The 25413-nt window shown below is 59.1% G+C and carries 21 protein-coding genes; 3 read left to right on the top strand and 18 right to left on the bottom strand.

Annotated features, from left to right (window positions below):
• Window positions 1-8: 8 nt before the first annotated feature.
• The 17 genes from nuoH to ACEN2T_RS15215 all read right to left on the bottom strand — a co-directional run bounded on the left by nuoH (window position 9) and on the right by ACEN2T_RS15215 (window position 20364).
• A complete protein-coding gene (nuoH, locus tag ACEN2T_RS15295; RefSeq protein ID WP_003174724.1) occupies window positions 9-1016 on the bottom strand; it encodes an NADH-quinone oxidoreductase subunit NuoH in 1008 nt (335 codons plus the stop codon).
• Window positions 1013-3727 (bottom strand): NADH-quinone oxidoreductase subunit NuoG, encoded by a 2715-nt coding sequence (gene nuoG, locus ACEN2T_RS15290; protein WP_032889693.1) that lies wholly within the window; start codon window positions 3725-3727, stop codon window positions 1013-1015. Before nuoG ends, nuoH begins: the two co-directional genes overlap by 4 nt.
• A 135-nt stretch (window positions 3728-3862) precedes the next feature.
• Window positions 3863-5218: an NADH-quinone oxidoreductase subunit NuoF gene (gene nuoF, locus ACEN2T_RS15285; RefSeq protein ID WP_003174722.1), complete on the bottom strand. Its 1356-nt coding sequence runs from the start codon at window positions 5216-5218 to the stop codon at window positions 3863-3865.
• Window positions 5215-5712 (bottom strand): NADH-quinone oxidoreductase subunit NuoE, encoded by a 498-nt coding sequence (gene nuoE, locus ACEN2T_RS15280; RefSeq protein ID WP_003174721.1) that lies wholly within the window; start codon window positions 5710-5712, stop codon window positions 5215-5217. The genes nuoF and nuoE overlap by 4 nt, the downstream gene beginning before the upstream one ends.
• A 2-nt stretch (window positions 5713-5714) precedes the next feature.
• Entirely contained in the window at window positions 5715-7499 is a 1785-nt protein-coding gene (nuoC, locus tag ACEN2T_RS15275) for an NADH-quinone oxidoreductase subunit C/D (protein ID WP_095184439.1), read from the bottom strand.
• 71 nt (window positions 7500-7570) lie between these two features.
• Complete coding sequence (locus tag ACEN2T_RS15270) at window positions 7571-8245, bottom strand: NuoB/complex I 20 kDa subunit family protein (protein WP_003174719.1); 675 nt, start codon at window positions 8243-8245, stop codon at window positions 7571-7573.
• Between the two features lie 10 nt (window positions 8246-8255).
• A complete protein-coding gene (locus tag ACEN2T_RS15265) occupies window positions 8256-8669 on the bottom strand; it encodes an NADH-quinone oxidoreductase subunit A (RefSeq protein ID WP_003219575.1) in 414 nt (137 codons plus the stop codon).
• Between the two features lie 656 nt (window positions 8670-9325).
• On the bottom strand, window positions 9326-10651 hold the full coding sequence (aceA, locus tag ACEN2T_RS15260) for an isocitrate lyase (RefSeq protein WP_442116943.1): 1326 nt from the start codon (window positions 10649-10651) through the stop codon (window positions 9326-9328).
• A 485-nt stretch (window positions 10652-11136) separates the two neighbouring features.
• Window positions 11137-11874 (bottom strand): secretin N-terminal domain-containing protein, encoded by a 738-nt coding sequence (locus tag ACEN2T_RS15255; RefSeq protein ID WP_032889688.1) that lies wholly within the window; start codon window positions 11872-11874, stop codon window positions 11137-11139.
• Between the two features lie 211 nt (window positions 11875-12085).
• A complete protein-coding gene (locus ACEN2T_RS15250; protein ID WP_032889687.1) occupies window positions 12086-12508 on the bottom strand; it encodes a GNAT family N-acetyltransferase in 423 nt (140 codons plus the stop codon).
• A complete protein-coding gene (locus tag ACEN2T_RS15245; RefSeq protein ID WP_032889686.1) occupies window positions 12501-13667 on the bottom strand; it encodes a ribosomal protein uL16 3-hydroxylase in 1167 nt (388 codons plus the stop codon). Before ACEN2T_RS15245 ends, ACEN2T_RS15250 begins: the two co-directional genes overlap by 8 nt.
• Window positions 13668-13750: 83 nt before the next feature.
• Window positions 13751-15121 (bottom strand): adenylosuccinate lyase, encoded by a 1371-nt coding sequence (gene purB / locus ACEN2T_RS15240; protein WP_032889684.1) that lies wholly within the window; start codon window positions 15119-15121, stop codon window positions 13751-13753.
• 125 nt (window positions 15122-15246) lie between these two features.
• The gene (gene hflD, locus ACEN2T_RS15235; RefSeq protein WP_027606331.1) at window positions 15247-15870 is read right to left on the bottom strand and encodes a high frequency lysogenization protein HflD; all 624 of its coding nucleotides are present in this window, start codon (window positions 15868-15870) and stop codon (window positions 15247-15249) included.
• Window positions 15867-16991: a tRNA 2-thiouridine(34) synthase MnmA gene (gene mnmA, locus ACEN2T_RS15230; RefSeq protein ID WP_122753666.1), complete on the bottom strand. Its 1125-nt coding sequence runs from the start codon at window positions 16989-16991 to the stop codon at window positions 15867-15869. The genes hflD and mnmA overlap by 4 nt, the downstream gene beginning before the upstream one ends.
• Before the next feature lie 59 nt (window positions 16992-17050).
• Entirely contained in the window at window positions 17051-17497 is a 447-nt protein-coding gene (locus ACEN2T_RS15225; RefSeq protein ID WP_442116942.1) for an NUDIX hydrolase, read from the bottom strand.
• A gap of 60 nt (window positions 17498-17557) precedes the next feature.
• Entirely contained in the window at window positions 17558-17959 is a 402-nt protein-coding gene (locus ACEN2T_RS15220; RefSeq protein ID WP_095184443.1) for a carbohydrate-binding module family 20 domain-containing protein, read from the bottom strand.
• Window positions 17960-18138: 179 nt separating this feature from the next.
• Complete coding sequence (locus ACEN2T_RS15215; RefSeq protein WP_442116941.1) at window positions 18139-20364, bottom strand: NADP-dependent isocitrate dehydrogenase; 2226 nt, start codon at window positions 20362-20364, stop codon at window positions 18139-18141.
• Window positions 20365-20858: 494 nt separating this feature from the next.
• Between ACEN2T_RS15215 and icd the strand changes: the two genes are divergently transcribed.
• Window positions 20859-22115 carry an NADP-dependent isocitrate dehydrogenase gene (icd, locus tag ACEN2T_RS15210; protein ID WP_032890041.1) on the top strand — a complete coding sequence of 419 codons (1257 nt, stop codon included), beginning with the start codon at window positions 20859-20861 and terminating at the stop codon, window positions 22113-22115.
• An 84-nt stretch (window positions 22116-22199) separates the two neighbouring features.
• Here the strand turns inward: icd and cspD are convergent, their stop codons facing one another.
• Window positions 22200-22478, bottom strand: a complete 279-nt coding sequence (gene cspD / locus ACEN2T_RS15205; RefSeq protein ID WP_163033180.1) for a cold shock domain-containing protein CspD — start codon at window positions 22476-22478, stop codon at window positions 22200-22202.
• A gap of 226 nt (window positions 22479-22704) precedes the next feature.
• On the opposite strand from cspD, the gene clpS reads away from it, so the two are divergent.
• Window positions 22705-23073 (top strand): ATP-dependent Clp protease adapter ClpS, encoded by a 369-nt coding sequence (gene clpS, locus ACEN2T_RS15200; RefSeq protein WP_010567912.1) that lies wholly within the window; start codon window positions 22705-22707, stop codon window positions 23071-23073.
• Between the two features lie 29 nt (window positions 23074-23102).
• Entirely contained in the window at window positions 23103-25373 is a 2271-nt protein-coding gene (gene clpA / locus ACEN2T_RS15195; RefSeq protein WP_078743290.1) for an ATP-dependent Clp protease ATP-binding subunit ClpA, read from the top strand.
• The last annotated feature ends 40 nt before the right edge of the window (window positions 25374-25413 follow it).

The raw sequence follows: 25413 nt of genomic DNA, 5'->3' as shown, positions 1-25413 counted from the left end.
TCAAATCCTCACTGAACCGCGGCCGCTGGCGTGTTCAACAACACAACGGCAGCAGTCACCAGCAAATTGATCAGGGTCAGTGGCAGGCAGAAGCGCCAGCTGAAATCCATCACCTGGTCGTATCGTGGACGCGGAATGGAAGCGCGCAGCAGGATAAACAACATGATGAAGAACGCGGTCTTCAGGAAGAACCAGAAGAACGCCAACTGCGGCAGGATGCCGAACGGACCGTGCCAGCCGCCGAAGAACAGCGTCACCAGCAGGGCAGAGATCAAGATGATGCCGATGTACTCACCGACGAAGAACATGCCCCATTTCATGCCGGCATATTCAATGTGGTAACCGTCGGCCAGTTCCTGCTCTGCTTCAGGCTGGTCGAACGGGTGACGGTGAGTCACGGCGACGCCAGCGATGAAGAAAGTACAGAAGCCGAAGAACTGCGGAATGATGAACCACAGGTTCTGCGCCTGGTACTCGACGATGTCGCGCATGTTGAACGAGCCGACCTGCACCACGATGCCCATCAGCGCCAGGCCCATGAACACTTCGTAGGACACGGTCTGCGCCGAGGCACGCAAGCTGCCCAGCAGGGCGAACTTGTTGTTACTCGACCAACCGGCGAACAACACCGCGTAGACCGACAGACCGGCCATGGCGAAGAAGAACAGCAAGCCGATGTTCAGGTCCGCCACGCCCCAGGTCGGGGTGATCGGGATGATCGCGAAGGCAATCAGCAAGGCGCTCATGGCCACGACCGGTGCCAGGGTGAAGATCACCTTGTCGGCAAACGGCGGGGTCCAGTCTTCCTTAAAGAACATTTTCAGCATGTCGGCAGCGATCTGGAACATGCCGAATGGGCCAACGCGGTTCGGACCGTAACGGTCCTGCCACCAGCCTAGCAGGCGACGTTCGACGAAGCTGAGCAGGGCGCCCGCAACGACCACGGCCAACAGGATCACGATGGCCTTGACGACCGAGATGATCACGTCGATCACTTCAGGGGTGAACCAGGTCATTGCGCTGCCTCCTGCAGACCGTCAACGGTTTTGCCAAAGATCGCAGGCGGAATGCCGGCGAGGCCTTTAGGCAATGCAACCAGGCCAGCGCCCAACGCTTCGTTGATACGCAGCGGCAGACGCAGAGTCTGGCCGGCCACGTTCAGGCTGAGCACGGCACCGTCGTTGACGCCGAGACGGTCGGCTTCGGACTTGGCCACGGACACGTACGCTTCTGGGATGCGGCTTTGCACCGGCGCGGCCTTGGAAGAGTTCTCTTCGCTGCCGAACAGGTGGAAGAACGGCACAACTTGCCAAGTGCCCTGGGCCGGGTTGAACGGGCGCGGTACTGCTGCGAACCAGTTCAGCGAGTCACCGGTGCTTTCGATCAGGCGGGTGCCTGGGTCGCCAGCGCGGATGTGACCACCGACTTCGTCCTGGAACTTGTTCCAGGCCTGCGGCGAGTTCCAGCCCGGCGACCAGGCAAACGGCACCTGCTGACGCGGCTCGACTGACCCCGAGTAACCTTCCATGGAGAAGGCGAACGCTGTGTCGTTGTCTTGTGGGGTACGCGGTTCGTGCACGCTGATGTCGGCGCGCATGGCGGTACGACCGGAGTAACGCAGCGGTTCACGGGCCAGTTTCATGCCCTTGATGCGGAACGCGGCGGACGGTGCGGCATCGACGATACGCGCAAGCTGCGGTGTGCTGCCGGCGACGGCTGCGGTCACGTGGTCCAGTTGGGTCCAATCGATCGGCTGGTTCAACAGGGTCGCGCGCAGGGCATGCAGCCAGCGCCAGCCTTCGTGAACCAGGATGCTGGCGTCCATGTACTTCGGATCGAATACCTGGAAGAAGCGCTGGGCGCGGCCTTCCTGGCTGACCAGGGTGCCGTCGCCTTCGGCAAAGCTCGCCGCTGGCAATACCAACTGAGCGCGGTCGCTGGTGGCGGTCTTCTGGTGGTCGGCCACGATCAGAACTTTGGCGGCGTTCAGTGCAGCGTCAACCTTGGCGGCGTCGGTGCGTGTGTACAGGTCGTTTTCCAGCACCACCATGGCGTCGGCGTTGCCGTCGATCACGGCTTGCAGGCCAGCGTCCAGGGACTCACCACCCAGCATGGCCAAGCCTAGGCTGTTGGCTTCCGGCACGACCAGGCTGATGGAGCCGTTCTTGTCGCGCAGCTTCAAGGCCTTGGCGATGTTGGCGGCGGCTTCGATCAATGCTTTGGAACCCAGCGAGGTACCGGCAATGATCAATGGACGCTTGGCTGCCAGCAGGGCGTCGGCAATGCGTTGGGCCAATTCGACGGCTTCTGTGTCCAGGCCTTCGACGGCAGGCGCGCTGGCGTCCAGGGCGTGGGCCACGGCGAAACCGATGCGGGCGAGGTCGTCCGGTGCAGCGTGGACGCATTCTTCGGCGATGTCGTCGAGCTTGGTTTCAGCGATGCTGGCGATAAACAGCGGGTTCAGCGCGTGCTGGCCAATGTTTTTCACCGCAGCGTCCAGCCACGGCTGTACGCGCATGGCGTCGGCCATCTCTTCAGCCTTGCCTTTGACCGACTGACGCAGAGACAGCGCGATACGCGCGGCGGTCTGGGTCAGGTCTTCACCGAGCACGAAGATGGCATCGTGGTCTTCGATGTCGCGCATGTTCGGCACTGGCAGCGGGCTGTCGTTCAGCACTTGCAGGACCAGACGGATGCGTTCCAGCTCACCAGCTTCGATGCCGGAGTAGAAGTGCTCGGCACCGACCAGTTCGCGCAACGCGTAGTTGCTTTCGAGGCTGGCGCGAGGCGAACCGATACCGACGATATTACGACCGCGCAGCAGGTCGGCGGCTTTATCCAGCGCGTCGTCCAGGCTCAGCTTAGTGCCGTCGGCCAGCAGTGGTTGGCGCGGGCGATCCTTGCGGTTGACGTAGCCATAGCCGAAACGGCCACGGTCGCACAGGAAGTACTGGTTGACCGAACCGTTGAAGCGGTTTTCGATACGACGCAGTTCGCCGTAGCGTTCGCCCGGGGAAATGTTGCAACCGCTGGAGCAGCCATGGCAGATGCTCGGGGCGAATTGCATGTCCCACTTACGGTTGTAGCGCTCGGAGTGGGTCTTGTCGGTGAACACACCGGTCGGGCAGACCTCAGTGAGGTTGCCGGAGAACTCGCTTTCGAGCACGCCGTCTTCAACGCGACCGAAGTACACGTTGTCGTGGGCGCCGAAGACACCAAGGTCGGTGCCGCCAGCGTAGTCTTTATAGAAACGTACGCACCGGTAGCAGGCGATGCAGCGGTTCATCTCGTGGGAAATGAACGGGCCGAGGTCCTGGTTCTGGTGGGTACGCTTGGTGAAGCGATAACGGCGTTCGTTGTGGCCGGTCATCACCGTCATGTCTTGCAAGTGGCAGTGACCGCCTTCCTCACAGACTGGGCAGTCGTGGGGGTGGTTGGTCATCAGCCATTCGACAACGCTGGCGCGGAACGCCTTGGATTCTTCATCTTCGATGGAGATCCAGGTGTTGTCGGTGGCTGGGGTCATGCAGGACATGACGATACGACCACGGGTGTCGTTCTCGTCGGTGTATTGCTTGACCGCACACTGGCGACAGGCACCGACGCTACCGAGTGCGGGGTGCCAGCAGAAATACGGGATGTCGAGGCCTAGTGACAGACATGCCTGTAACAGGTTGTCCGCCCCATCGACTTCGAGCGCTTTGCCGTCTACGTGGATAGTGGCCATGGTTCAAAGTTCTTCGTTGGCCCGTTGTCAGCGGGCGTGGCTAATGGAATCTTGTTATTCATGGGCATCAACACAGCCTTTACGGCGTCAGCCCATGAGAAGACGAAGGGCACGGACCCTTCGCCTTTTAAAGCGTTACGCGCCGACTACGATCGGCCTTGCCAGAGGCGGGACGGCGGCGCTGGTAGGCGCAATACCGGCTTCGAACTCCGAGCGGAAGTATTTGATTGCGCTGCCCAATGGCTCCACGGCGCCCGGTGCGTGAGCACAGAAGGTCTTGCCTGGGCCGAGGAAACCGACCAGACCCAACAGGGTCTCGATGTCACCCTCACGGCCTTCGCCATTTTCCAGGGCCATCAGCAGCTTGACGCTCCACGGCAGACCGTCGCGGCATGGGGTGCAGAAGCCACAGGATTCACGGGCAAAGAACTGCTCCATGTTGCGCAGCAGCGAGACCATGTTCACGGTGTTGTCCACCGCCATCGCCAGGCCAGTACCCATCCGGGTGCCCACCTTGCCGATGCCGCCGGCATACATTTGTGCGTCGAGGTGCTCGGGCAACAGGAAACCGGTACCAGCGCCGCCTGGCTGCCAGGCCTTCAAGGTGTAGCCGTCGCGCATGCCGCCGGCGTAGTCCTCGAAAAGCTCGCGTGCGGTAACGCCGAATGGCAGCTCCCACAAGCCAGGATTCTTGACCTTGCCGGAGAAGCCCATGAGCTTGGTGCCCATGTCTTCGCTGCCTTCACGGGCCAACGATTTGTACCAGTCCACGCCGTCGGCGATGATCGCCGGCACGTTGCACAGGGTCTCAACGTTGTTGACGCAGGTCGGCTTGCCCCATACGCCCACGGCGGCGGGGAAGGGGGGCTTGGAGCGCGGGTTGGCGCGGCGCCCTTCGAGGGAGTTGATCAGTGCGGTTTCTTCACCGCAGATGTAACGCCCGGCGCCGGTGTGCACGAACAGTTCGAAATCAAAGCCGGAACCCAGGATGTTCTTGCCCAACAGGCCAGCAGCCTTGGCTTCTTCTACAGCACGGTTGAGGTGCTTGGCGGCGGTGGTGTATTCGCCACGCAGGAAGATATAGCCACGGTAGGTTTTCAGCGCGCGGGCACTGATCAGCATGCCTTCGATCAGCAAATGGGGCAGTTGCTCCATCAGCATGCGGTCTTTCCAGGTGTTCGGCTCCATTTCATCCGCGTTGCACAGCAGGTAGCGGATGTTGATGGACTCGTCCTTGGGCATCAGGCCCCACTTCACGCCCGTGGGGAAGCCTGCACCGCCGCGGCCTTTGAGGCCGGCGTCTTTCACGGTCTGGACGATGTCGTCCTGGGCCATGTCGGCAAAGGCTTTGCGCGCAGCGGCGTAGCCGTTCTTGGCCTGGTACTCATCGAGCCATACCGGCTCGGCATCGTCACGCAGGCGCCAGGTGAGAGGATGGGTCTCAGGCGAACGCTTGATCAGGTTGGCCGGGCCGAAAGATGTAAGGGTCATGGGTAGCCCTCAAGCAATTGGGTCACGCCAGCAGGCTGCACGTCACCGAATGTGTCGTCGTCGATCATCAACGCCGGCGCCTTGTCGCAGTTGCCCAGGCAGCACACCGGCAGCAGCGTGAAGCGGCCGTCCGGAGTGGTTTGGCCCAGGCCGATGCCCAGTTTGTTCTGGATCTCGCTGACCACGGATTCGTGACCACCGATGTAGCAGACCATGCTGTCGCACACGCGAATGATGTGACGGCCCACCGGTTGGCGGAAGATCTGGCTGTAGAACGTAGCCACGCCTTCAACGTCGCTGGCGGGGATGCCCAGAATCTCGCCGATGGCGTAGAGGGCGCCGTCCGGCACCCAGCCACGTTCCTTCTGAACGATCTTCAGGGCTTCGATCGACGCCGCGCGCGGGTCTTCATAGTGATGCAGCTCGTGCTCGATGGCCGAGCGCTCGGTTTCACTCAGGGTGAAACGGTCTGTCTGGATAAGCGTGCTGTTCATGCTTAGCGGTCCACGTCGGCCATAACGAAATCGATACTACCCAGGTACGCAATCAAGTCCGCGACCATCTCGCCTTTGATCACCGAAGGGATCTGCTGCAAGTGCGGGAAGCTTGGAGTACGAATCCGGGTGCGGTAGCTCATGGTGCCGCCATCGCTCGTCAGGTAATAACTGTTGATACCCTTGGTCGCTTCGATCATCTGGAAGGATTCGTTGGCCGGCATGACCGGGCCCCACGAAACCTGCAGGAAGTGCGTGATCAGGGTTTCGATGTGCTGCAGCGTGCGTTCTTTCGGCGGCGGCGTGGTCAGCGGGTGATCCGCCTTGTACGGGCCGGCCGGCATGTTGCGCATGCACTGTTCGATGATCTTCAGGCTCTGGCGCATTTCTTCGACGCGCACGATGCAACGGTCGTAGGCATCGCCATTGGCGGCCACCGGCACTTCGAACTCGAAGTTCTCGTAGCCGGAGTATGGGCGCGCTTTACGCAGGTCGAAGTCGCAGCCAGTCGAGCGCAGGCCTGCACCGGTGACGCCCCATTCCAGGGCCTCTTTGGTGTTGTAGGCGGCGACGCCGATGGTACGGCCCTTGAGGATGCTGTTATCGAGCGCGGCTTTTTGGTACTCGTCTAGACGCTTGGGCATCCAGTCGATGAACTCCTTGACCAGGCGCTCCCAACCATTCGGCAGGTCGTGGGCCACGCCGCCGATGCGGTACCAGGCCGGGTGCAGACGGAAACCGGTGATGGCTTCGATGACCTTGTAGGCGCGCTGACGGTCGGTGAATGTGAAGAACACCGGGGTCATGGCGCCGACGTCCTGGATATAGGTACCCAGGAACAGCAGGTGGCTGGTGATCCGGAAGAACTCGGCCATCATGATGCGGATGGTGTCGACGCGGTCCGGGACCTTGATGCCGGCCAGCTTCTCGACCGAGAGCACGTACGGCAGGTTGTTCATCACGCCGCCGAGGTAGTCGATACGGTCGGTGTACGGGATGAAGCTGTGCCACGACTGACGCTCGGCCATCTTCTCGGCGCCACGGTGGTGGTAGCCGATGTCCGGCACGCAGTCGACGATTTCTTCGCCATCCAGTTGCAGGATGATACGGAAGGCACCGTGAGCCGAAGGGTGGTTCGGGCCCAGGTTGAGGAACATGTAGTCCTCGTTGGTGCCGGAGCGTTTCATGCCCCAGTCTTCCGGACGGAAGCGCGCAGCCTCTTCTTCAAGCTGTTGCTTGGCGAGGTTGAGGCTGAACGGGTCGAATTCGGTGGCGCGGGCAGGGAAGTCCTTGCGCAGCGGGTGACCTTCCCACGTGGGCGGCATCATGATGCGCGTCAGGTGCGGGTGGCCGGGGAAATCGATGCCGAACATGTCCCACACTTCACGCTCGTACCAGCTGGCGTTCGGCCAGATACCGGTTACGGTCGGGACGCTCAGGTCGCTCTCGGAGAGGGCAACCTTGATCATCACGTCGCTGTTACGTTCCAGCGACATCAGATGGTAGAACACGGTGAAATCGGCACCGCTTGGCAGGCCCTGGCGCTTGGTGCGCAGACGCTCGTCCACGCCATGCAGGTCATAAAGCATGACGTACGGCTTGGGTAAGTTACGCAGGAAGGTCAGGACTTCGACGAGCTTGGCGCGCGCCACCCACAGCACCGGCATACCGGTACGTGTGGCCTGGGCGGTGAAGGCGTCAGGGCCAAAACGGTTATTGAGTTCGACGACCACATCCTGGTCGTCTGCCTTATAAGGCGGGATGTACAGAGCGCTGCCTGTAGTCATGGTTTTTTATCGCTTTCGGTCAACGTAAAGAATGAAGCCAGGTGTTCGTTCTATAAAAGAAGCGGGCTGGATCAGACTTCGTCAGGGCTGCGCAGGTTGGTGACTGCGATTCGCTGTTCGCGGCGCTGTTCCTTTTGCGAGGGCATCTCGGCGCGGTAAACGCCTTGATCGCCGACGACCCAGGAAAGCGGACGACGCTCCTTGCCAATCGATTCCTGCAACAGCATCAAGCCTTGCAGAAATGCTTCAGGGCGGGGCGGGCAGCCAGGCACGTAGACGTCCACGGGCAGGAACTTATCCACCCCTTGGACCACTGAGTAGATGTCGTACATGCCACCGGAGTTGGCGCACGAACCCATGGAGATAACCCACTTCGGTTCGAGCATTTGCTCGTAGAGACGCTGAATGATTGGCGCCATCTTGATGAAGCAGGTTCCGGCGATAACCATGAAATCCGCCTGGCGCGGTGATGCCCGGATAACTTCGGCGCCAAAGCGCGCGATGTCGTGGGGCGCCGTGAAGGCGGTGGTCATTTCCACATAGCAGCACGAAAGGCCGAAGTTGTAAGGCCACAGGGAGTTTTTACGCCCCCAGTTGACCGCGCCACTCAGCACGTCTTCGAGTTTGCCCATGTAGATGTTTTTGTGGACTTGGTCTTCTAACGGATCGGAAACGGTTTCCCGTTCGCCGATGGGGTACTGCTCGTTAGGAGCATCCGGGTCGATCCTGGTGAGATTGTATTGCATCGCCAAAGCCTCATTGTTTCAGCTTCGCTTGCCGCTTACGACGAGCTTCCGGAGCCCAGTCAAGGGCGCCCACTCGAAATAGGTAGACAAGGCCTGCCAACAGAATTGCTATGAAAACGAGAGCTTCGACGAATCCGGTCCAGCCGCTTTCGCGGACGGACACAGACCAGGCAAAGAGAAAGAGGGCTTCGATATCGAAGATCACGAACAGCATCGCGACCAGATAGAATTTGGCTGAGAGCCGCAGACGGGCGCCACCTGTAGGTAGCATGCCCGACTCGAACGGTTCGTTTTTGCTGCGGCCCCAGGCTTTTGACCCGAGGAGGCTGGAAACACCGAGCATGAAGGCGCAAAGGCCGACAACACCGAGGAGGAAAATGGCAAAGCCCCAGTTGTGGGCCATGAGTCCTGTCGCTTCGGTCATGCTGGAAATCCTTAACAGAGAGCAAAGGTCTCTGAGCTCGAAAAAGTAATGATGCAGTGACGATATGTCGCAGCGCAGTCAATCGCGGTGATTTTATGGCTAAACACCGGGCAAGTAAAATTCCTATAGCGAAATTATTCGATGGAATAAGGACATAGTGCACCTTCTTGGGGCTGTAGCCCTTGCGGGGCGGGGATTAGCGGGCATTTGATCAATTATGTTTTGTTTAACCAGTAACGAAGTTTTCATGGTCTAAATGATAATGAATATTGTTTGCGCGGGGTTTAAGCGATTGTTTCTCATGTGGCGGGGTAAGTTGCCGTTACTTGTTTGATTGGCGCAAGTTGCCGGAGCGGATCTTTTAACCGATTTATCCGCAGCGAATACCGCTCTGGATCAAGGTTTTGTACAAAATCTTCAGGTTGCGTGCGTTCCCTTGTGGGAGGGGGCTTGCCCTCGATGGCTGAGTGTCAGTCAATAACGCTGTTGCTGATCCACCGTTATCGGGGGCAAGCCCCCTCCCACATTTGGATTCTCATTGGCCCGGGGCAGATATCTCAGGCAAAAAAACGCCCCGAACCAGTCGGGGCGTGATTGTCGTGCAGCACTGCGGTTAGCTCTTTAACGGGTCCGCAGTGGCTGTGTACTCACATCGATCAGTGGAACTGCTCTTCTTCAGTCGACCCGGTCAGCGCGGTCACGGACGAGGTGCCGCCCTGGATCACGGTGGTCATGTCATCGAAGTAGCCAGTACCCACTTCCTGCTGGTGCGCCACAAAGGTGTAGCCTTTGGAGGCGTCAGCGAATTCCTGCTCCTGCAGCTTCACGTAGGCGGTCATGTCGTTGCGGGCGTAGTCGTGCGCCAGGTTGAACATGCTGTGCCACATATTGTGAATGCCGGCCAGGGTGATGAACTGGTGCTTGTAGCCCATGGCGGACAGTTCGCGCTGGAACTTGGCGATGGTCGCGTCGTCCAGGTTCTTCTTCCAGTTGAAAGAAGGCGAGCAGTTGTAGGACAGCAGTTGGTCCGGGTATTCCTTCTTGATCGCTTCGGCGAAACGACGCGCTTCGTCCAGATCCGGCTTGGCGGTTTCGCACCAGATCAGGTCGGCATACGGTGCGTAGGCCAGACCGCGGGCGATGGCCTGATCGAGGCCGGCGCGTACCTTGTAGAAACCTTCCTGAGTGCGTTCGCCGGTAACGAATGGCTGGTCGTACGGGTCGCAGTCCGAGGTCAACAGGTCTGCTGCGTTGGCGTCGGTACGGGCCAGGATGATGGTCGGTGTGCCGGCAACGTCAGCCGCCAGACGGGCAGCGGTCAGCTTCTGTACAGCTTCTTGGGTCGGAACCAGTACCTTGCCGCCCATATGGCCGCATTTCTTCACGGAAGCCAGTTGGTCTTCGAAGTGAACGCCCGCGGCGCCTGCTTCGATCATGCTCTTCATCAGCTCATAGGCGTTCAGTACGCCGCCGAAGCCGGCTTCGGCGTCAGCTACGATTGGCGCGAAGTAGTCGATGTAGCCTTCATCGCCTGGGCCTTTGCCAGCTTTCCACTGGATCTGGTCAGCACGACGGAACGAGTTGTTGATGCGCTTGACTACGGTTGGCACGGAGTCAACCGGGTACAGCGATTGGTCGGGGTACATGGATTCAGCGGAGTTGTTGTCCGCTGCCACTTGCCAGCCGGACAGGTAGATCGCCTGGATGCCGGCTTTTACCTGTTGGACTGCTTGACCGCCAGTGAGGGCGCCCATGCAGTTGACGAAATCTTTGTCGGGACGGAAGGAAGGCTTGGCACCTTGGGTGACCAGGTTCCACAGCTTCTCGGCGCCGAGTTTTGCAAAGGTGTGCTCAGGTTGAACCGAGCCACGCAGGCGGACGACGTCAGCAGCGGAATAAGCGCGGGTTACGCCGTTCCAGCGTGGGTTTTCAGCCCAATCTTTTTCAAGGGCTGCAATTTGCTGTTCGCGTGTCAGTGCCATGGGGAAAAACCTCGTCGCATAGGTCTAGGTGGAAAGATCCATTTGCCAGCCGCGCAATCGTTGCGGGGTATGGCTGCTCGCTGACCAGAAGCATAGGTGGTCAAGTCAGGTTCGACGGGGAAGGCGACGGGATGAACGATGATCGAGAGGGGGCAGGTAAAGGCTGGCCGAGAACGGTCTTCGGGCATCGTGGGCCCTTGGGTATTCTGCAGCATGTTGCCGGGTTACCTGGTTAGCTTCCGTCCCTCGGGACAACTTCGTTCCAGTCGCAACCTCGTCAAACACACCTTGTGGGCGGTACAGACACGAATCGGCTCAGGTGGGTAGCTTAGAGCGACGATCCGAAGGCCCTTGCCAGGGCCCCTGATTAGCGGGAGCGAGGCCATCATGCCCATGCTTTTTTGGATCGTCAAATGTTTTGTAGTGCTTTTTTTATAGCACTACATCTTTAGTCTAATACGACTCATCAGTCAGTTTTTGGTGCTTCAGTTCAGGGTGTCGACCTTGACCCGCAACGTCAGGTCATCACGGCCCTGGGTAGAGTAGCTGCGGGTTGTAGAGGATTTATCGGCTTGGGTTTCACGGTTGATGCCGGCCAGGGGGATCCATTCGCCAAGACGCCCGCTGACGGTTGTGTCGGTACTTTGCACATTCACTACATCGGGACGTTCCTGGCTCATGCGGTCACGGTTGGTACTGATCGCCAGATGCACGGTCTCGCCGGTGACGCTGGCAGTGACGTAGAAGCCCTGGGTGACGTTGCGGTATTGGGTCTGGTTCTGCGGGCGGCCGTAGGCGTCTGGTTGGGTGGTGGTCAGTGGCACGCTCTGGCCGACCTGGATTAGCGCAGGCACGCCTTCGCTGGCCTGGATCTGCTGGATGCCGCCGTCGCGACTGGCAGTGCCGTAGTTGATGATGCGGGTTTGGCTATCGCCACTGTTCTGTTGGTTGTTTTCGTTCGTGTCTACAGTAATCAGCAGGCGCTTGGCCGGTGTGTCCAGTTGTGCAATCAGTGCGCGCAGGTCCTGGAGCTTGCCGGGATCGGCGTTAACAATAAGTTGGTTGCCGTAGGCGCTGACGGTGCCGTCCTTGCCGATGAAATTCTGCGCCACCGGCAATAGATCGGCGCTGGTGCGGTTGTTCAGGTTGACGACTTCGGTGTCGGCCATTGTCGAGCAACTGACGGCCAGGAGGAGGGCGGTGAGCAGGGTGCGTAGGGACATGTCCGTTATCTCTGCGAGTCATTTAGGCTTGATAGTGCCAGTTTGTCGGCCTGGGGTGTAGTGAGCGGGCTTGCCCTGCGCTGCGCTGCGTAGCGGCCCCTATAAAAAACGCCGCGTTCTTTCAGAAAGAACGCGGCGTTTGGTTTTGTGGCTGCTAAGCAGCCCAGCGCGGGGCAAGCCCGCTCACCACAGACAAGCCCTTAAGCAGGGATCAGCCCCCACGCACCATATCAACATGGGGAATCCCGACTTCCAGGAACTCATCGCTGACGATCTTGAAGCCCAACCGCTCATAAAACGGCGCTGCATAGACCTGCGCGCTGAGGAACTGTTTGGTCTGGCCGCGTTGCTCGGCCACGCCAATCACCGCTTCCATCAGCTTGTCGCCAACCTTCAGGCCGCGCCAGTCCTTGAGGACCGATACGCGGCCGATCTCGCCGCTGGGCAGCAGGCGAGCGGTGCCGATTGGAAAGTCGCCTTCGAACGCCAGGAAGTGCATCGCACCAGCGTCATCCGCGTCCCACTCCAACTCGGGCGGAACCGATTGTTCAGCGATAAATACCGCTTCACGAATGCGCCGAATCTCGGCGATATCCTTTTGCCAGTCCGCGACACTTACGTGAATTTTATTCATCGGCAAATCCCAGGCTGCCTTGCTTGACCAGCTCGCACAGCAGGTCGCGGCCGTCTTCGTCGGCGAGCCACTCACCCAGGTTTTCGCTGTGCAACGCATCGGCGGAGCACACCAGTTTCAACAGTTCACGCAGCTTGCCGGGCAGGTAGCGGCTCTGGCCGCTGGCAAACAGCAGCACGTCGTCGTCCACTTCCGACCACGCCATGCGCGCGCTTGGGTTGCGTACCAGAATCGCGCCGTCTTGCAGGGTGCTGATGAAGTCTTCTTCGCCCAGCTCTTCGCCGGCCACGAGTTCTGGGTAGCGCGGTTCGGTCATGAACTGGCCGAACCAGGTCAGCAGCATGCGTTCGTCGCTCATGTGCTCGGCCAGCAGGCTCTTGAGGCGGTCGAGGGCGTCGCGCTGGATCTGATGCGGGTCGCTGACCGGCTGCGCGTCGGCGTCGGTGTAGCGCTCTTCATCCGTCAGGTATTGGGCGAGGAAATCGGTGAAGTGGGTGAGCACTTCGGCGGCGCTCGGCGCACGGAAGCCGACCGAGTAGGTCATGCAGTCGTCTTCGGCGATGCCGAAGTGCGCCAGGCGTGGCGGCAGATAGAGCATGTCGCCCGGTTCGAGTACCCATTCGGCGGTTTCTTCGAATTCGGCGAGGATGCGCAGGTCGGCGTGTTGCAGCAGCGGGCTTTCGGAGTTGCACATCTGGCCGATCTTCCAGTTGCGCTTGCCTTGGGCTTGCAGCAGGAACACATCGTAGTTGTCGAAGTGCGGACCAACGCTGCCGCCAGGCGCGGCGAAGCTGATCATCACATCGTCGATGCGCCAGCTTGGTAGAAAGCGGAACTGCTCCAGCAGCTCGGCCACTTCCGGAACGAACTGGTCGACCGCCTGCACCAGCAGGGTCCACTCGCGCTCAGGCAGGCTGCCGAAGGCGTCTTCGGCGAACGGGCCGCGACGCAGTTCCCACGGGCGCTCGCCGTGTTCGATCACCAGGCGCGATTCGACTTCTTCTTCCAAGGCCAGGCCGGCCAGTTCGTCTGCGTCGATCGGGCTTTCGAAATCAGGGATGGCCTGACGGATCAGCAGTGGTTTTTTCTGCCAGTAGTCGCGCAGGAATTCCCGTGCCGTGATGCCGCCCAGAAGTTGAAGAGGGATGTCAGGATTCATGTGTAACCTATTGAAAGAAAGCACTTTTCAGACTGGAATAAAAACGCCCGGCGCGGCCGGGCGTCTCAAGGGTCTTGCGATGATCAGATGCGCTTGGCTTGCTCTACCGCGTTGCCGATGTAGTTGGCCGGGGTGAGCAGTTTCAGCTCGGCCTTGGCGGCGGCTGGCATGTCCAGGCCGTCGATGAAAGTTTGCAGCGCTTCAGGGCTGATGCCCTTGCCGCGCGTCAACTCTTTCAGCTTCTCGTACGGGTTTTCGATGTTGTAGCGACGCATCACGGTCTGGATCGGCTCGGCCAGCACTTCCCAGCATGCGTCCAGGTCAGCGGCGATTTTCTGCGCGTTGAGCTCCAGCTTGCTGATGCCTTTGAGGCTGGCTTCGTACGCGATCACGCTGTGGGCAAAACCCACGCCGAGGTTGCGCAGTACGGTCGAGTCGGTCAGGTCGCGCTGCCAGCGTGAGATTGGCAGCTTGCTGGCCAGATGCTGGAACAGGGCGTTGGCGATGCCGAGGTTGCCTTCGGAGTTTTCGAAGTCGATCGGGTTGACCTTGTGCGGCATGGTCGACGAGCCGATTTCACCGGCAATGGTGCGCTGCTTGAAGTAGCCCAGGGAGATGTAGCCCCAGATATCGCGATCGAAGTCGATCAGGATGGTGTTGAAGCGCGCAATGGCGTCGAACAGCTCCGCGATGTAGTCGTGGGGCTCGATCTGTGTGGTGTAAGGGTTGAAGCCCAGGCCCAGCTCGTCTTCGATGAAGGCGCGGGCGTTGGCTTCCCAGTCGATCTCAGGGTAGGCCGACAGGTGCGCGTTGTAATTGCCGACGGCGCCGTTGATCTTGCCCAGCAATGGTACGGCAGCGACTTGAGCAATCTGACGCTCCAGACGATACACCACGTTGGCGAGTTCTTTGCCCAGGGTGGTCGGCGAAGCCGGCTGGCCGTGGGTGCGCGACAGCATTGGCACGTCAGCGAAACGGATGGCCAGTTCGCGGATAGCTTCGGCGGTCTGGCGCATCAGTGGCAGCATCACGTCATCGCGGCCTTCGCGCAGCATCAGGGCGTGGGACAGGTTGTTGATGTCCTCGCTGGTGCAGGCAAAGTGGATGAACTCGCTGACCTGGGCCAGTTCCGGCAGCTTGGCCGCCTGCTCTTTGAGCAGGTATTCAATGGCTTTGACGTCGTGGTTGGTGGTTCGCTCGATCTCTTTCACACGCTCGGCGTGCTCCAGGGAGAAATTTTCCGCCAGGGTGTTGAGCACAGCGTTGGCTTCGGCAGAGAACGCCGGCACTTCGCTGATGGCGGGATGAGCGGCCAGGCGCTGGAGCCAGCGCACTTCAACCAGAACACGAGCACGGATCAAGCCGTATTCGCTGAAAATAGGGCGCAGGGCCTGGGTTTTGCCGGCGTAGCGGCCGTCAACAGGGGAAACCGCAGTGAGCGAAGAGAGCTGCATGGGGTGTTCTCGGACAGTCGGGCAACGAAATGGGGCGCGTATCATACATGAAAAAATCCGCCGGTCCGTCGCCAACTGACCGGCGTATTACGCGTAACGGCTTGAAAAAAGCCCTTTGCTGCGACTTATTCGTTGCGCATCAACGGGTAAAGCTCTTTGAGCAATTTTCGACGGCTGATCACCAGCTGCCAGCGATGGCCGCCCAACTGGCGCCACAACCGCGCCGAGCGAATACCGGCCAGAAGCAGGGCGCGGATTTTCGAGGCGTTGTTCGGTTGCTGCAGGTTGCGCATGTCGCCGTGAACCTGGATCCGCTGGCGCAAAGTGCTCAAGGTGTCCTGATACAGCGCACCACAGGCGGCGATCACGTTTTCGTGGGCCGGGCCGAAGTGTTCTACCTGGGACTGGATCTGTGGCAGGCGTTTGCCGATGGTTTCCAGCATGTCCTCGCGCTTGGCCAGTTGGCGCTCGAGGCCGAGCATCGACAGGGCGTAGCGCAGCGGCTCGCGCTGCAAGGTGCTGGGGTCGCGCTCCAGGGCGCCGATCAGGGCGCGGTAACCTTCACGCAGTGCGAGGTCGTCGCCGCCGTAGACTTCCAGGGTGTCCTTGGGGTCGCGGATCAGCAGGCTGCCGAGCATGCAAGTCAGGCCGGCTTCGGTGACCTGGCCGGTCTTGGCGATCTTGTCCACGAGCACGGCGGAGAGAAATACCCCGCCGAGTGCCGTCAATTGCTCTTGGGTAGGGCTCATGCCGGGTTGCTCCAGGCTTGCGCGACTTCAATCACGCCGCCGCCCAGGCAAATTTCGCCGTCATAGAACACCACCGACTGGCCAGGAGTGACCGCACGTTGCGGGTCATCAAAGGTGGCGCGGTAGCCTGTCGCCGTTTTTTCCAGGGTGCAGGGCTGGTCGCTTTGGCGATAGCGCACTTTGGCAGTCAGGCGGCGCGGGGTGCTCAGGTCGACCGGGTTGACCCAATAGATCTCCGAGGCCAGCAGCGCGCCCGAGAACAGCAGCGGGTGTTCATTACCCTGGCCGACGATCAGCACATTGTTTTCCAGGTCCTTGACCAGCACATACCACGGCTCTTCACCGGCGTCTTTCAAACCGCCGATGCCCAGGCCCTGGCGTTGGCCAATGGTGTGGTACATCAGGCCATGGTGACGGCCGATCACTTCACCTTCGGTGGTCTTGATCTCACCCGGTTGCGCCGGCAGGTATTGCTTAAGGAAGTCGCTGAAGCGGCGCTCGCCGATAAAGCAAATCCCGGTGGAATCCTTTTTCTTCGCGGTAGCCAGGCCGTGTTTCTCGGCGATCCTGCGCACTTCGGGTTTTTCCAGCTCGCCCACCGGGAACAGGGTCTTGGCGATCTGTTCACCGCCAACAGCGTGCAGGAAGTAGCTCTGGTCCTTATTCGGGTCCAGGCCCTTGAGCAGTTCGGTGCGGCCATCGATGTCGCGACGGCGCACGTAGTGGCCAGTGGCAATCAGGTCGGCGCCAAGGATCATGGCGTAGTCGAGGAACGCCTTGAACTTGATTTCGCGGTTGCACAGGATGTCCGGGTTCGGCGTGCGACCGGCCTTGTATTCGGCCAGGAAGTGCTCGAACACATTGTCCCAGTACTCGGCGGCGAAGTTGGCGGTGTGCAGCTTGATACCGATCTTGTCACACACGGCCTGGGCATCTGCCAGGTCGTCCATGGCGGTGCAATATTCCGTTCCATCGTCTTCTTCCCAGTTCTTCATGAACAGGCCTTCCACCTCATAACCCTGCTCCATGAGCAGAACGGCGGAAACGGAAGAATCCACGCCGCCGGACATGCCGACGATGACGCGCTTCTTTTGTGTGTCAGAAGGGGCTGGATCACGCATAGGGTTTCAACGGGTGTCTTGAAAAAGGACGCGATTCTAGCAGGCCTGGGCCCGCAAGGCTAAAGAGAAGGGCGGATCAATTCCAGACTGTGACGCTGGCCGGCCAGATAATCATCGATGCAGCGGATGATCAGCTCGCTGCGCCAGTCCTCGCGCACGGCCATCAGCTCGTCACGGCTCAGCCAGCGGGCGCGCAGGATGCCTTCTTCGAGTTGGTAGTTCGGGTGGTGTTTCAGGGCTTTGGCAATGAAACAGACCCGTTGGTAGGTCACGCCATTGCTGGGTGCGGTGTACAGATAGATGCCTACGATACCGGTAGCTTCCACGTCCCAGCCGGTTTCTTCGAGGGTTTCGCGCACGGCTGCTTCGGTGAGGGTTTCATGCGGGTCGAGGTGGCCGGCGGGCTGGTTGAGCACAGCGCGGCCGCCCTTGAGTTCTTCGACCATCAGGAAGCGTCCGTTGTCTTCGACGATGGTGGCGACGGTGATGTGGGGTTGCCAGGTCATAAGCGGGTCTCGAATTCGGGCGGGGCAGCCCCCATGATACGCCTGGCATCAGCAAGCTGCTCAGAACGTGCCGGTGGTCTGAGCCGAGGGAGAGAAAATCAATGTCGTCTCATTGTCCGGGTCGGGTTGCCACTTCTGAACATCCAGAGGGTTATTTTCGTTGCGAATAATACACTTCCACTTCACCTCCTGATTGAGCTCAACATTTGCAAAACTCACCTCGCCTGTCCACGTCGGGTAGTTTGCAGGGCTTAGCAAAAAAGCTTTCGCTGGAACCCATTCCCCGATCTCCGGTCGCGAGCCAACCACGTAAACGCTATATCCGGGTGTCGTGATGCCGTTTTTACAGGTGAAGTTTGCCTGGAGGAAATACTTTATTTTGATGTCTTGACCTGCATCTGACAATGGCGCTAAAGCGAGCAGGAACAGGTATAGCGGCAGTAGTTTGTGGGGGCGAAACATTTGATGGGCTCCTGTTCTCGGGTCATTAGTCACGAGAGCAGAATGTTCTTTTGGGGGCGGCAGGTAACCTGTCAATACTTACAGTTCGCTAGCATTTTTTGATATAGCTTCAGCGCTGTTAAAGCCTTAAAACACAAACCCCGGCGCATGGCCGGGGTTTGTGGTGTTCCCTTACAACCTTACTTCAACTTGGCAATTGCCGCGTTGAGGGTGTTGCTTGGGCGCATGGCCTTGCTGGTCAGCTCTGGGTTCGGCGCGTAGTAGCCGCCGATGTCCACTGGCTTGCCCTGTACGGCGTTGAGTTCGGCAACGATGGTTGCTTCGTTCTCGGCCAGGGTTTTTGCCAGTTCGCCGAACTGCGCTTGCAGTGCAGTGTCCTCGGTCTGGGCGGCCAGGGCTTGAGCCCAGTACAGCGCCAGGTAGAAGTGGCTGCCGCGGTTGTCGATGTTGCCGACTTTGCGCGATGGCGACTTGTTGTTGTCGAGGAATTGGCCAGTGGCCTGGTCCAGGGTCTTGGACAGTACTAGGGCTTTCGGGTTGTTGTACGTCACACCCAAATGCTCAAGGGAGGCGGCCAGGGCCAGGAATTCGCCCAGGGAGTCCCAGCGCAGGAAGTTTTCTTCCAGCAACTGTTGCACGTGCTTCGGTGCCGAACCGCCGGCGCCGGTTTCGAACAGGCCACCGCCGTTCATCAGCGGCACGATCGACAGCATCTTGGCGCTGGTGCCCAGTTCCATGATCGGGAACAGGTCGGTCAGGTAGTCGCGCAGTACGTTGCCGGTCACCGAGATGGTGTCCAGGCCCTTGCGGGTGCGCTCCAGAGTGAACTTCATCGCGTCGACTGGCGACATGATGCGGATGTCCAGACCTTCGGTGTTGTGGTCTTTCAGGTAGGCCTGAACTTTCTCGACCACGACGCCGTCGTGAGCGCGCTTAGGGTCCAGCCAGAAGATGGCAGGGGTGTTGCTGGCGCGCGCGCGGTTGACGGCAAGCTTGACCCAATCCTGGATCGGCGCGTCTTTGGTCTGGCACATGCGGAAGATGTCGCCGGCTTCGACGTTCTGTTCCATCAGCAGGTTGCCCTTGCTGTCGGTGATACGGACTACGCCGTCAGCCTTGATCTGGAAAGTCTTGTCGTGGGAGCCGTACTCTTCTGCTTTCTTCGCCATCAGGCCAACGTTTGGCACGCTGCCCATGGTGGTTGGATCGAAAGCGCCATTGGCCTTGCAGTCTTCGATGACCGCTTGGTAGATAGTGGCGTAGCAGCGATCCGGGATCACGGCCTTGGTGTCGTGCAGCTGGCCGTCGGTGCCCCACATCTTGCCGGAGTCACGGATCATGGCTGGCATCGAGGCGTCGACGATGACGTCGCTCGGCACGTGCAGGTTGGTGATGCCTTTGTCGGAGTTGACCATCGCCAGGGAAGGGCGAGCGGCGTAGACCGCCTGGATGTCAGCTTCGATCTGCGCTTGCTGCTCGGCCGGCAGGGCCTTGATGCGAGCGTACAGGTCACCGATGCCGTTGTTCAGGTTGAAGCCGATCTGCTCCAGTACCGTGGCGTGCTTGGCCAGGGCATCTTTATAGAACTCGGCAACGATCTGGCCGAACATGATTGGGTCGGAGACTTTCATCATGGTGGCTTTGAGGTGAACCGACAGCAGTACGCCTTGTTTCTTGGCGTCTTCGATTTCAGCGGCGATGAACGAGCGCAGTGCGTTTTTGCTCAGCACGGCGCTGTCGAGGATCTCGCCAGCTTGAGCGGTAGTCTTTTCTTTCAGGGCGGTGGTGGTGCCGTCCTTGCCGACCAGCTCAATTTTGACAGTATCAGCGGCTTCGATCTGTACGGCTTTTTCGCTGCCGTAGAAGTCGCCATTGCTCATGTGGGCGATGTGGGACTTGGAGTCCGCAGCCCATGCGCCCATTTTGTGCGGGTGCTTGCGGGCGTAGTTCTTGACCGACAGCGGCGCACGGCGGTCGGAGTTGCCTTCGCGCAGTACCGGGTTCACGGCGCTGCCCTTGACCTTGTCGTAACGTGCACGGGTTTCTTTTTCCGCGTCGGTGGTTACGGTTTCCGGGTAGTCCGGCAGGGCGTAGCCCTGGGCCTGCAGTTCCTTGATCGCCGCTTGCAGCTGCGGGGTCGAGGCGCTGATGTTAGGCAGCTTGATGATGTTGGCTTCAGGGGTAACGGCCAGGTCGCCCAGTTCGGCGAGGTGGTCCGGTATGGCCTTGTTGCCCAGTTGCTCGGGGAAGCTTGCGAGGATGCGCCCGGCGAGAGAAATATCGCGGGTTTCCACGGCAATATCAGCGGAAGCGGTGAAGGCCTCTACGATAGGCAGCAGTGAATAGGTGGCGAGGGCAGGGGCTTCGTCGGTGAAGGTGTAGATGATCTTCGAGCGGGTGGGCATATTCGGATTAACTCTCTTCTTTGCTGAAAGCGTGCGCAGAAACTCGAGATGCGCCGGGTGGAGCGCGTTCGTTCAAAGTCATCCATGAGCGAAATGTCGAGGTTTCTTCGCGGTGATGTTGGGTTGCATCAGTCGAGCGTCAAGCGGGTGGACTATTGTAATAGTCCGGCTTTGTAGCTGAAGGCACCTATTCTAGAGCGGTCAGCCGTCGTGACTCTTGGGTCAGCGGTGGCATTATACATAGGTCGCTATGCTTACGCCGAGCCTTCATACAAAAGGTGTGTCGTCCATTGGTCTAAAGGTCGCAGGTACCGGGGTACGCCTAAAGTCGCATGATGTGCTCAAGATTGGCGCTTTTCCCTTTGCTTTCAGGCTTGTAGGCGACAAATTATGCTGTTTTCGATGCAAATGAACATGGCGTGAGGTTTCGGTCGTCATTTATCTGGAGTAGGCTCGAACGCAGCCAGATGTTTAATCCATAGATGGAGTTCAGCATGGGATACAAGAAGATTCAGGTTCCGGCAGTCGGCGACAAAATCACCGTCAATGCAGACCATTCTCTCAATGTTCCTGACCAACCGATCATCCCTTATATCGAAGGTGACGGCATTGGCGTCGACATCAGCCCGGTGATGATCAAAGTGGTCGACGCAGCTGTTGAAAAGGCATACGGCGGCAAGCGCAAGATCTCGTGGATGGAGGTGTACGCCGGCGAAAAGGCGACTCAGGTCTACGATCAGGATACCTGGCTGCCCCAGGAAACCCTGGATGCCGTCAAGGATTACGTGGTGTCCATCAAGGGTCCGCTGACCACGCCGGTCGGTGGTGGTATTCGATCGCTGAACGTGGCTCTGCGTCAGCAGCTCGACCTTTATGTGTGCCTACGCCCAGTGCGTTGGTTCGAAGGTGTGCCGAGTCCGGTCAAGAAGCCCGGCGACGTGGACATGACCATCTTTCGCGAAAACTCCGAAGACATTTACGCCGGGATCGAGTGGAAAGCTGGCTCGCCGGAAGCTATTAAAGTGATCAAGTTCCTCAAGGAGGAAATGGGCGTTACCAAGATCCGCTTCGACCAGGATTGCGGGATTGGCATCAAGCCGGTGTCCAAAGAGGGCACTAAGCGCTTGGCGCGCAAGGCCTTGCAATATGTGGTGGATAACGACCGCGAATCGCTGACCATCGTGCACAAAGGCAACATCATGAAGTTCACCGAAGGGGCCTTCAAGGAATGGGCCTATGAAGTGGCGGCCGAAGAGTTCGGCGCGACCCTGCTCGATGGTGGGCCGTGGATGCAGTTCAAGAACCCGCGCACCGGCAGGAATGTGGTGGTCAAGGATGCAATCGCCGACGCCATGCTCCAGCAGATCCTGCTGCGTCCGGCTGAATATGACGTGATTGCAACCCTTAACCTCAATGGTGACTACCTGTCCGACGCGTTGGCGGCGGAAGTGGGTGGTATCGGCATTGCGCCGGGTGCCAACCTGTCTGACACCGTGGCAATGTTCGAGGCGACTCACGGGACGGCGCCCAAGTATGCGGGCAAGGATCAGGTCAATCCGGGGTCTTTGATCCTTTCAGCGGAAATGATGCTGCGTCATATGGGTTGGATTGAAGCTGCCGATCTGATCATCAAGGGCACCAATGGCGCCATTTCGGCCAAGACCGTGACCTATGATTTCGAGCGCCTGATGGAGGGCGCCACGCTGGTGTCGTCGTCGGGCTTCGGTGATGCGCTGATCTCGCATATGTAACGTCTCACGCGACAAAAAAACGGCCATCCCAACTTGAGTGGGATGGCCGTTTTTCTTGCCGCAGACTGCATGCTCGGCGGCGGTTCAGGCCGGTTGCTTCTTCTCTTTATGAGCGTGTTTCTCCGTGGTCTTTTCCGGTGCTTGCGCGCTCACTGCGCCGATGTTCACGGCATGCAGTCCCTTGGGGCCTTGAATGATTTCAAAACTCACGGGCTGGCCCGCTTTCAGCGTTCTATAACCATCCATTTGGATTGCTGAATAGTGCGCAAAAAGGTCCTCGTTTTTCCCTTCCTCATTAACAAAGCCATATCCTTTGGCGTTGTTGAACCACTTGACCTTGCCATTGATCTTGACGCCGGACATACCCATTTCCCTCTGCACCAGACTCCATCACTGGAGTATCATCCAGTTTATCCGTCCTAACCCGAATAAATTAAGGTTGACTGCGCGGACCTTTTTTACCCACTGTGGGTTCTATTGGTTGTAACACCGATTCGCCGATAGTCAAGGCGACCGGCCAGTTGAGAGTTGAAATTCTGACAGGTCGCCCCCACCACTGTATTTGAACCACTGACGAACCTTTCTTTCCATGCATGCAATCAGCCAGATTCGACTAACATTCAATCAGGATCGACCGGATCACGAACACGATGACGACGGTTCTGCAGGCATTGCTGTTCAGGAGGCCAAGCCTGCTCTACAGGCGCCGCCGATGTACAAGGTGGTTTTGTTCAATGATGACTACACACCGATGGATTTCGTGGTCGAAGTGCTCGAGGTGTTTTTTAACCTGAACCGAGAGTTGGCGACCAAGGTAATGCTGGCCGTTCACACAGAAGGACGGGCAGTATGTGGAGTGTTTACCCGTGACATCGCCGAGACAAAGGCCATGCAGGTCAACCAGTACGCCAGGGAAAGCCAGCATCCGCTACTCTGTGAAATCGAGAAGGACGGTTAACGCCGACCACTTGGGTATGAGGTGAAGCTATGTTAAACCGCGAGCTCGAAGTCACCCTCAATCTTGCCTTCAAGGAGGCTCGTTCGAAGCGTCATGAATTCATGACAGTCGAACACCTTTTGCTGGCACTTTTGGATAACGAAGCTGCCGCCACCGTTCTGCGTGCGTGCGGCGCCAACCTCGACAAACTCAAGCATGACCTGCAGGAGTTTATCGACTCCACCACGCCACTGATCCCCGTGCATGACGAGGACCGCGAGACCCAGCCAACCCTGGGCTTCCAGCGGGTATTGCAGCGTGCTGTTTTCCACGTACAGAGCTCCGGTAAGCGTGAAGTCACAGGCGCCAACGTGCTTGTGGCGATATTTAGCGAACAGGAAAGTCAGGCAGTGTTCCTGCTCAAGCAGCAGAGCGTTGCCCGTATTGATGTCGTCAACTATATCGCCCACGGTATCTCCAAGGTGCCTGGGCACGGCGATCATTCCGAGGGTGAGCAGGATATGCAGGACGACGAGGGCGGTGAGTCTTCTTCTTCAAGCAACCCGCTGGATGCCTATGCCAGCAATCTCAACGAACTGGCGCGCCAGGGTCGGATCGATCCGCTGGTGGGGCGTGAGCTTGAGGTTGAGCGTGTAGCGCAAATCCTCGCGCGTCGCCGCAAGAACAATCCGTTGCTGGTGGGTGAGGCGGGCGTGGGTAAAACCGCAATCGCCGAAGGCTTGGCCAAGCGTATCGTGGATAACCAGGTGCCTGACCTGCTGGCCAACAGCGTCGTCTACTCCCTTGATCTGGGCGCGTTGCTCGCCGGGACCAAGTACCGGGGCGATTTCGAGAAGCGCTTCAAGGCGTTGCTCGGCGAGTTGAAAAAACGCCCGCAGGCGATCCTGTTCATCGACGAAATCCACACCATCATTGGTGCTGGTGCGGCGTCTGGCGGGGTGATGGATGCGTCCAATCTGCTCAAGCCGTTGCTGTCGTCGGGTGATATCCGCTGCATTGGTTCGACCACCTTCCAGGAATTCCGTGGCATCTTCGAGAAAGACCGTGCGCTGGCGCGTCGCTTCCAGAAGGTCGACGTGTCCGAGCCTTCGGTTGAAGACACCATCAGCATCCTGCGCGGGCTCAAGGGGCGTTTTGAAGCGCACCATGGCATCGAGTACACCGATGAGGCGCTGCGTGCAGCTGCAGAGCTGGCGTCGCGTTACATCAATGATCGGCATATGCCGGATAAAGCTATCGACGTGATCGACGAGGCGGGGGCTTATCAGCGCCTGCAACCGGTCGAGAAGCGTGTTAAACGCATCGATGTGCCTCAGGTCGAGGACATCGTGGCGAAGATCGCGCGAATTCCGCCAAAACACGTCAACAGCTCCGACAAAGAGCTGCTACGTAATTTGGAGCGCGATCTCAAGCTCACTGTGTTCGGTCAGGATGCAGCCATCGACGCGCTGTCCACTGCGATCAAATTGTCGCGTGCGGGCCTCAAGTCGCCGGACAAACCGGTCGGCTCGTTCCTGTTTGCTGGCCCGACCGGTGTCGGCAAAACCGAAGCGGCGCGGCAGTTGGCCAAGGCCATGGGGATCGAGCTTGTGCGGTTCGACATGTCCGAGTACATGGAGCGTCATACCGTGTCGCGCTTGATCGGTGCGCCTCCTGGGTATGTAGGCTTTGATCAGGGCGGTTTGTTGACCGAAGCGATCACTAAGCAGCCCCATTGCGTATTGCTGCTCGATGAAATCGAGAAGGCTCACCCGGAAGTCTTCAACCTGCTGCTGCAGGTCATGGATCACGGGACCCTGACCGACAACAACGGACGCAAGGCGGACTTCCGCAACGTGATCGTGATCATGACCACCAACGCCGGTGCCGAAACAGCCGCGCGGGCTTCGATCGGCTTTACCCATCAGGATCACTCCTCTGATGCGATGGAAGTGATCAAGAAGAGCTTCACGCCGGAGTTCCGCAACCGTCTGGACACCATTATCCAGTTTGGTCGCCTCAGTCATGAGGTTATCAAGAGTGTGGTGGACAAGTTCCTCACCGAGCTTCAAGCGCAGTTGGAAGACAAGCGCGTGCAGCTGGATGTCACGGAAGCGGCGCGCAGTTGGATCGCCGAGGGTGGCTACGATGCCGCAATGGGCGCCCGCCCAATGGCGCGTCTGATCCAGGACAAGATCAAGCGGCCATTGGCCGAAGAGATCCTGTTCGGCGAACTCTCCGACCATGGTGGCGTGGTGCATATCGACCTGAAGGATGGCGAGCTGACCTTCGAGTTCGAAACCACGGCTGAAATGGCCTGATCGTTCTGCAGTAATGCAAAAGGCGCCGAAAGGCGCCTTT

It is taken from the genome of Pseudomonas sp. W22_MBD1_FP4, from assembly GCF_052113765.1.
Lineage (GTDB): Bacteria > Pseudomonadota > Gammaproteobacteria > Pseudomonadales > Pseudomonadaceae > Aquipseudomonas > Aquipseudomonas sivasensis.
Note: the sequence above shows the minus strand (reverse complement) of the source record. Positions and strands in the feature narration are given on the sequence as shown.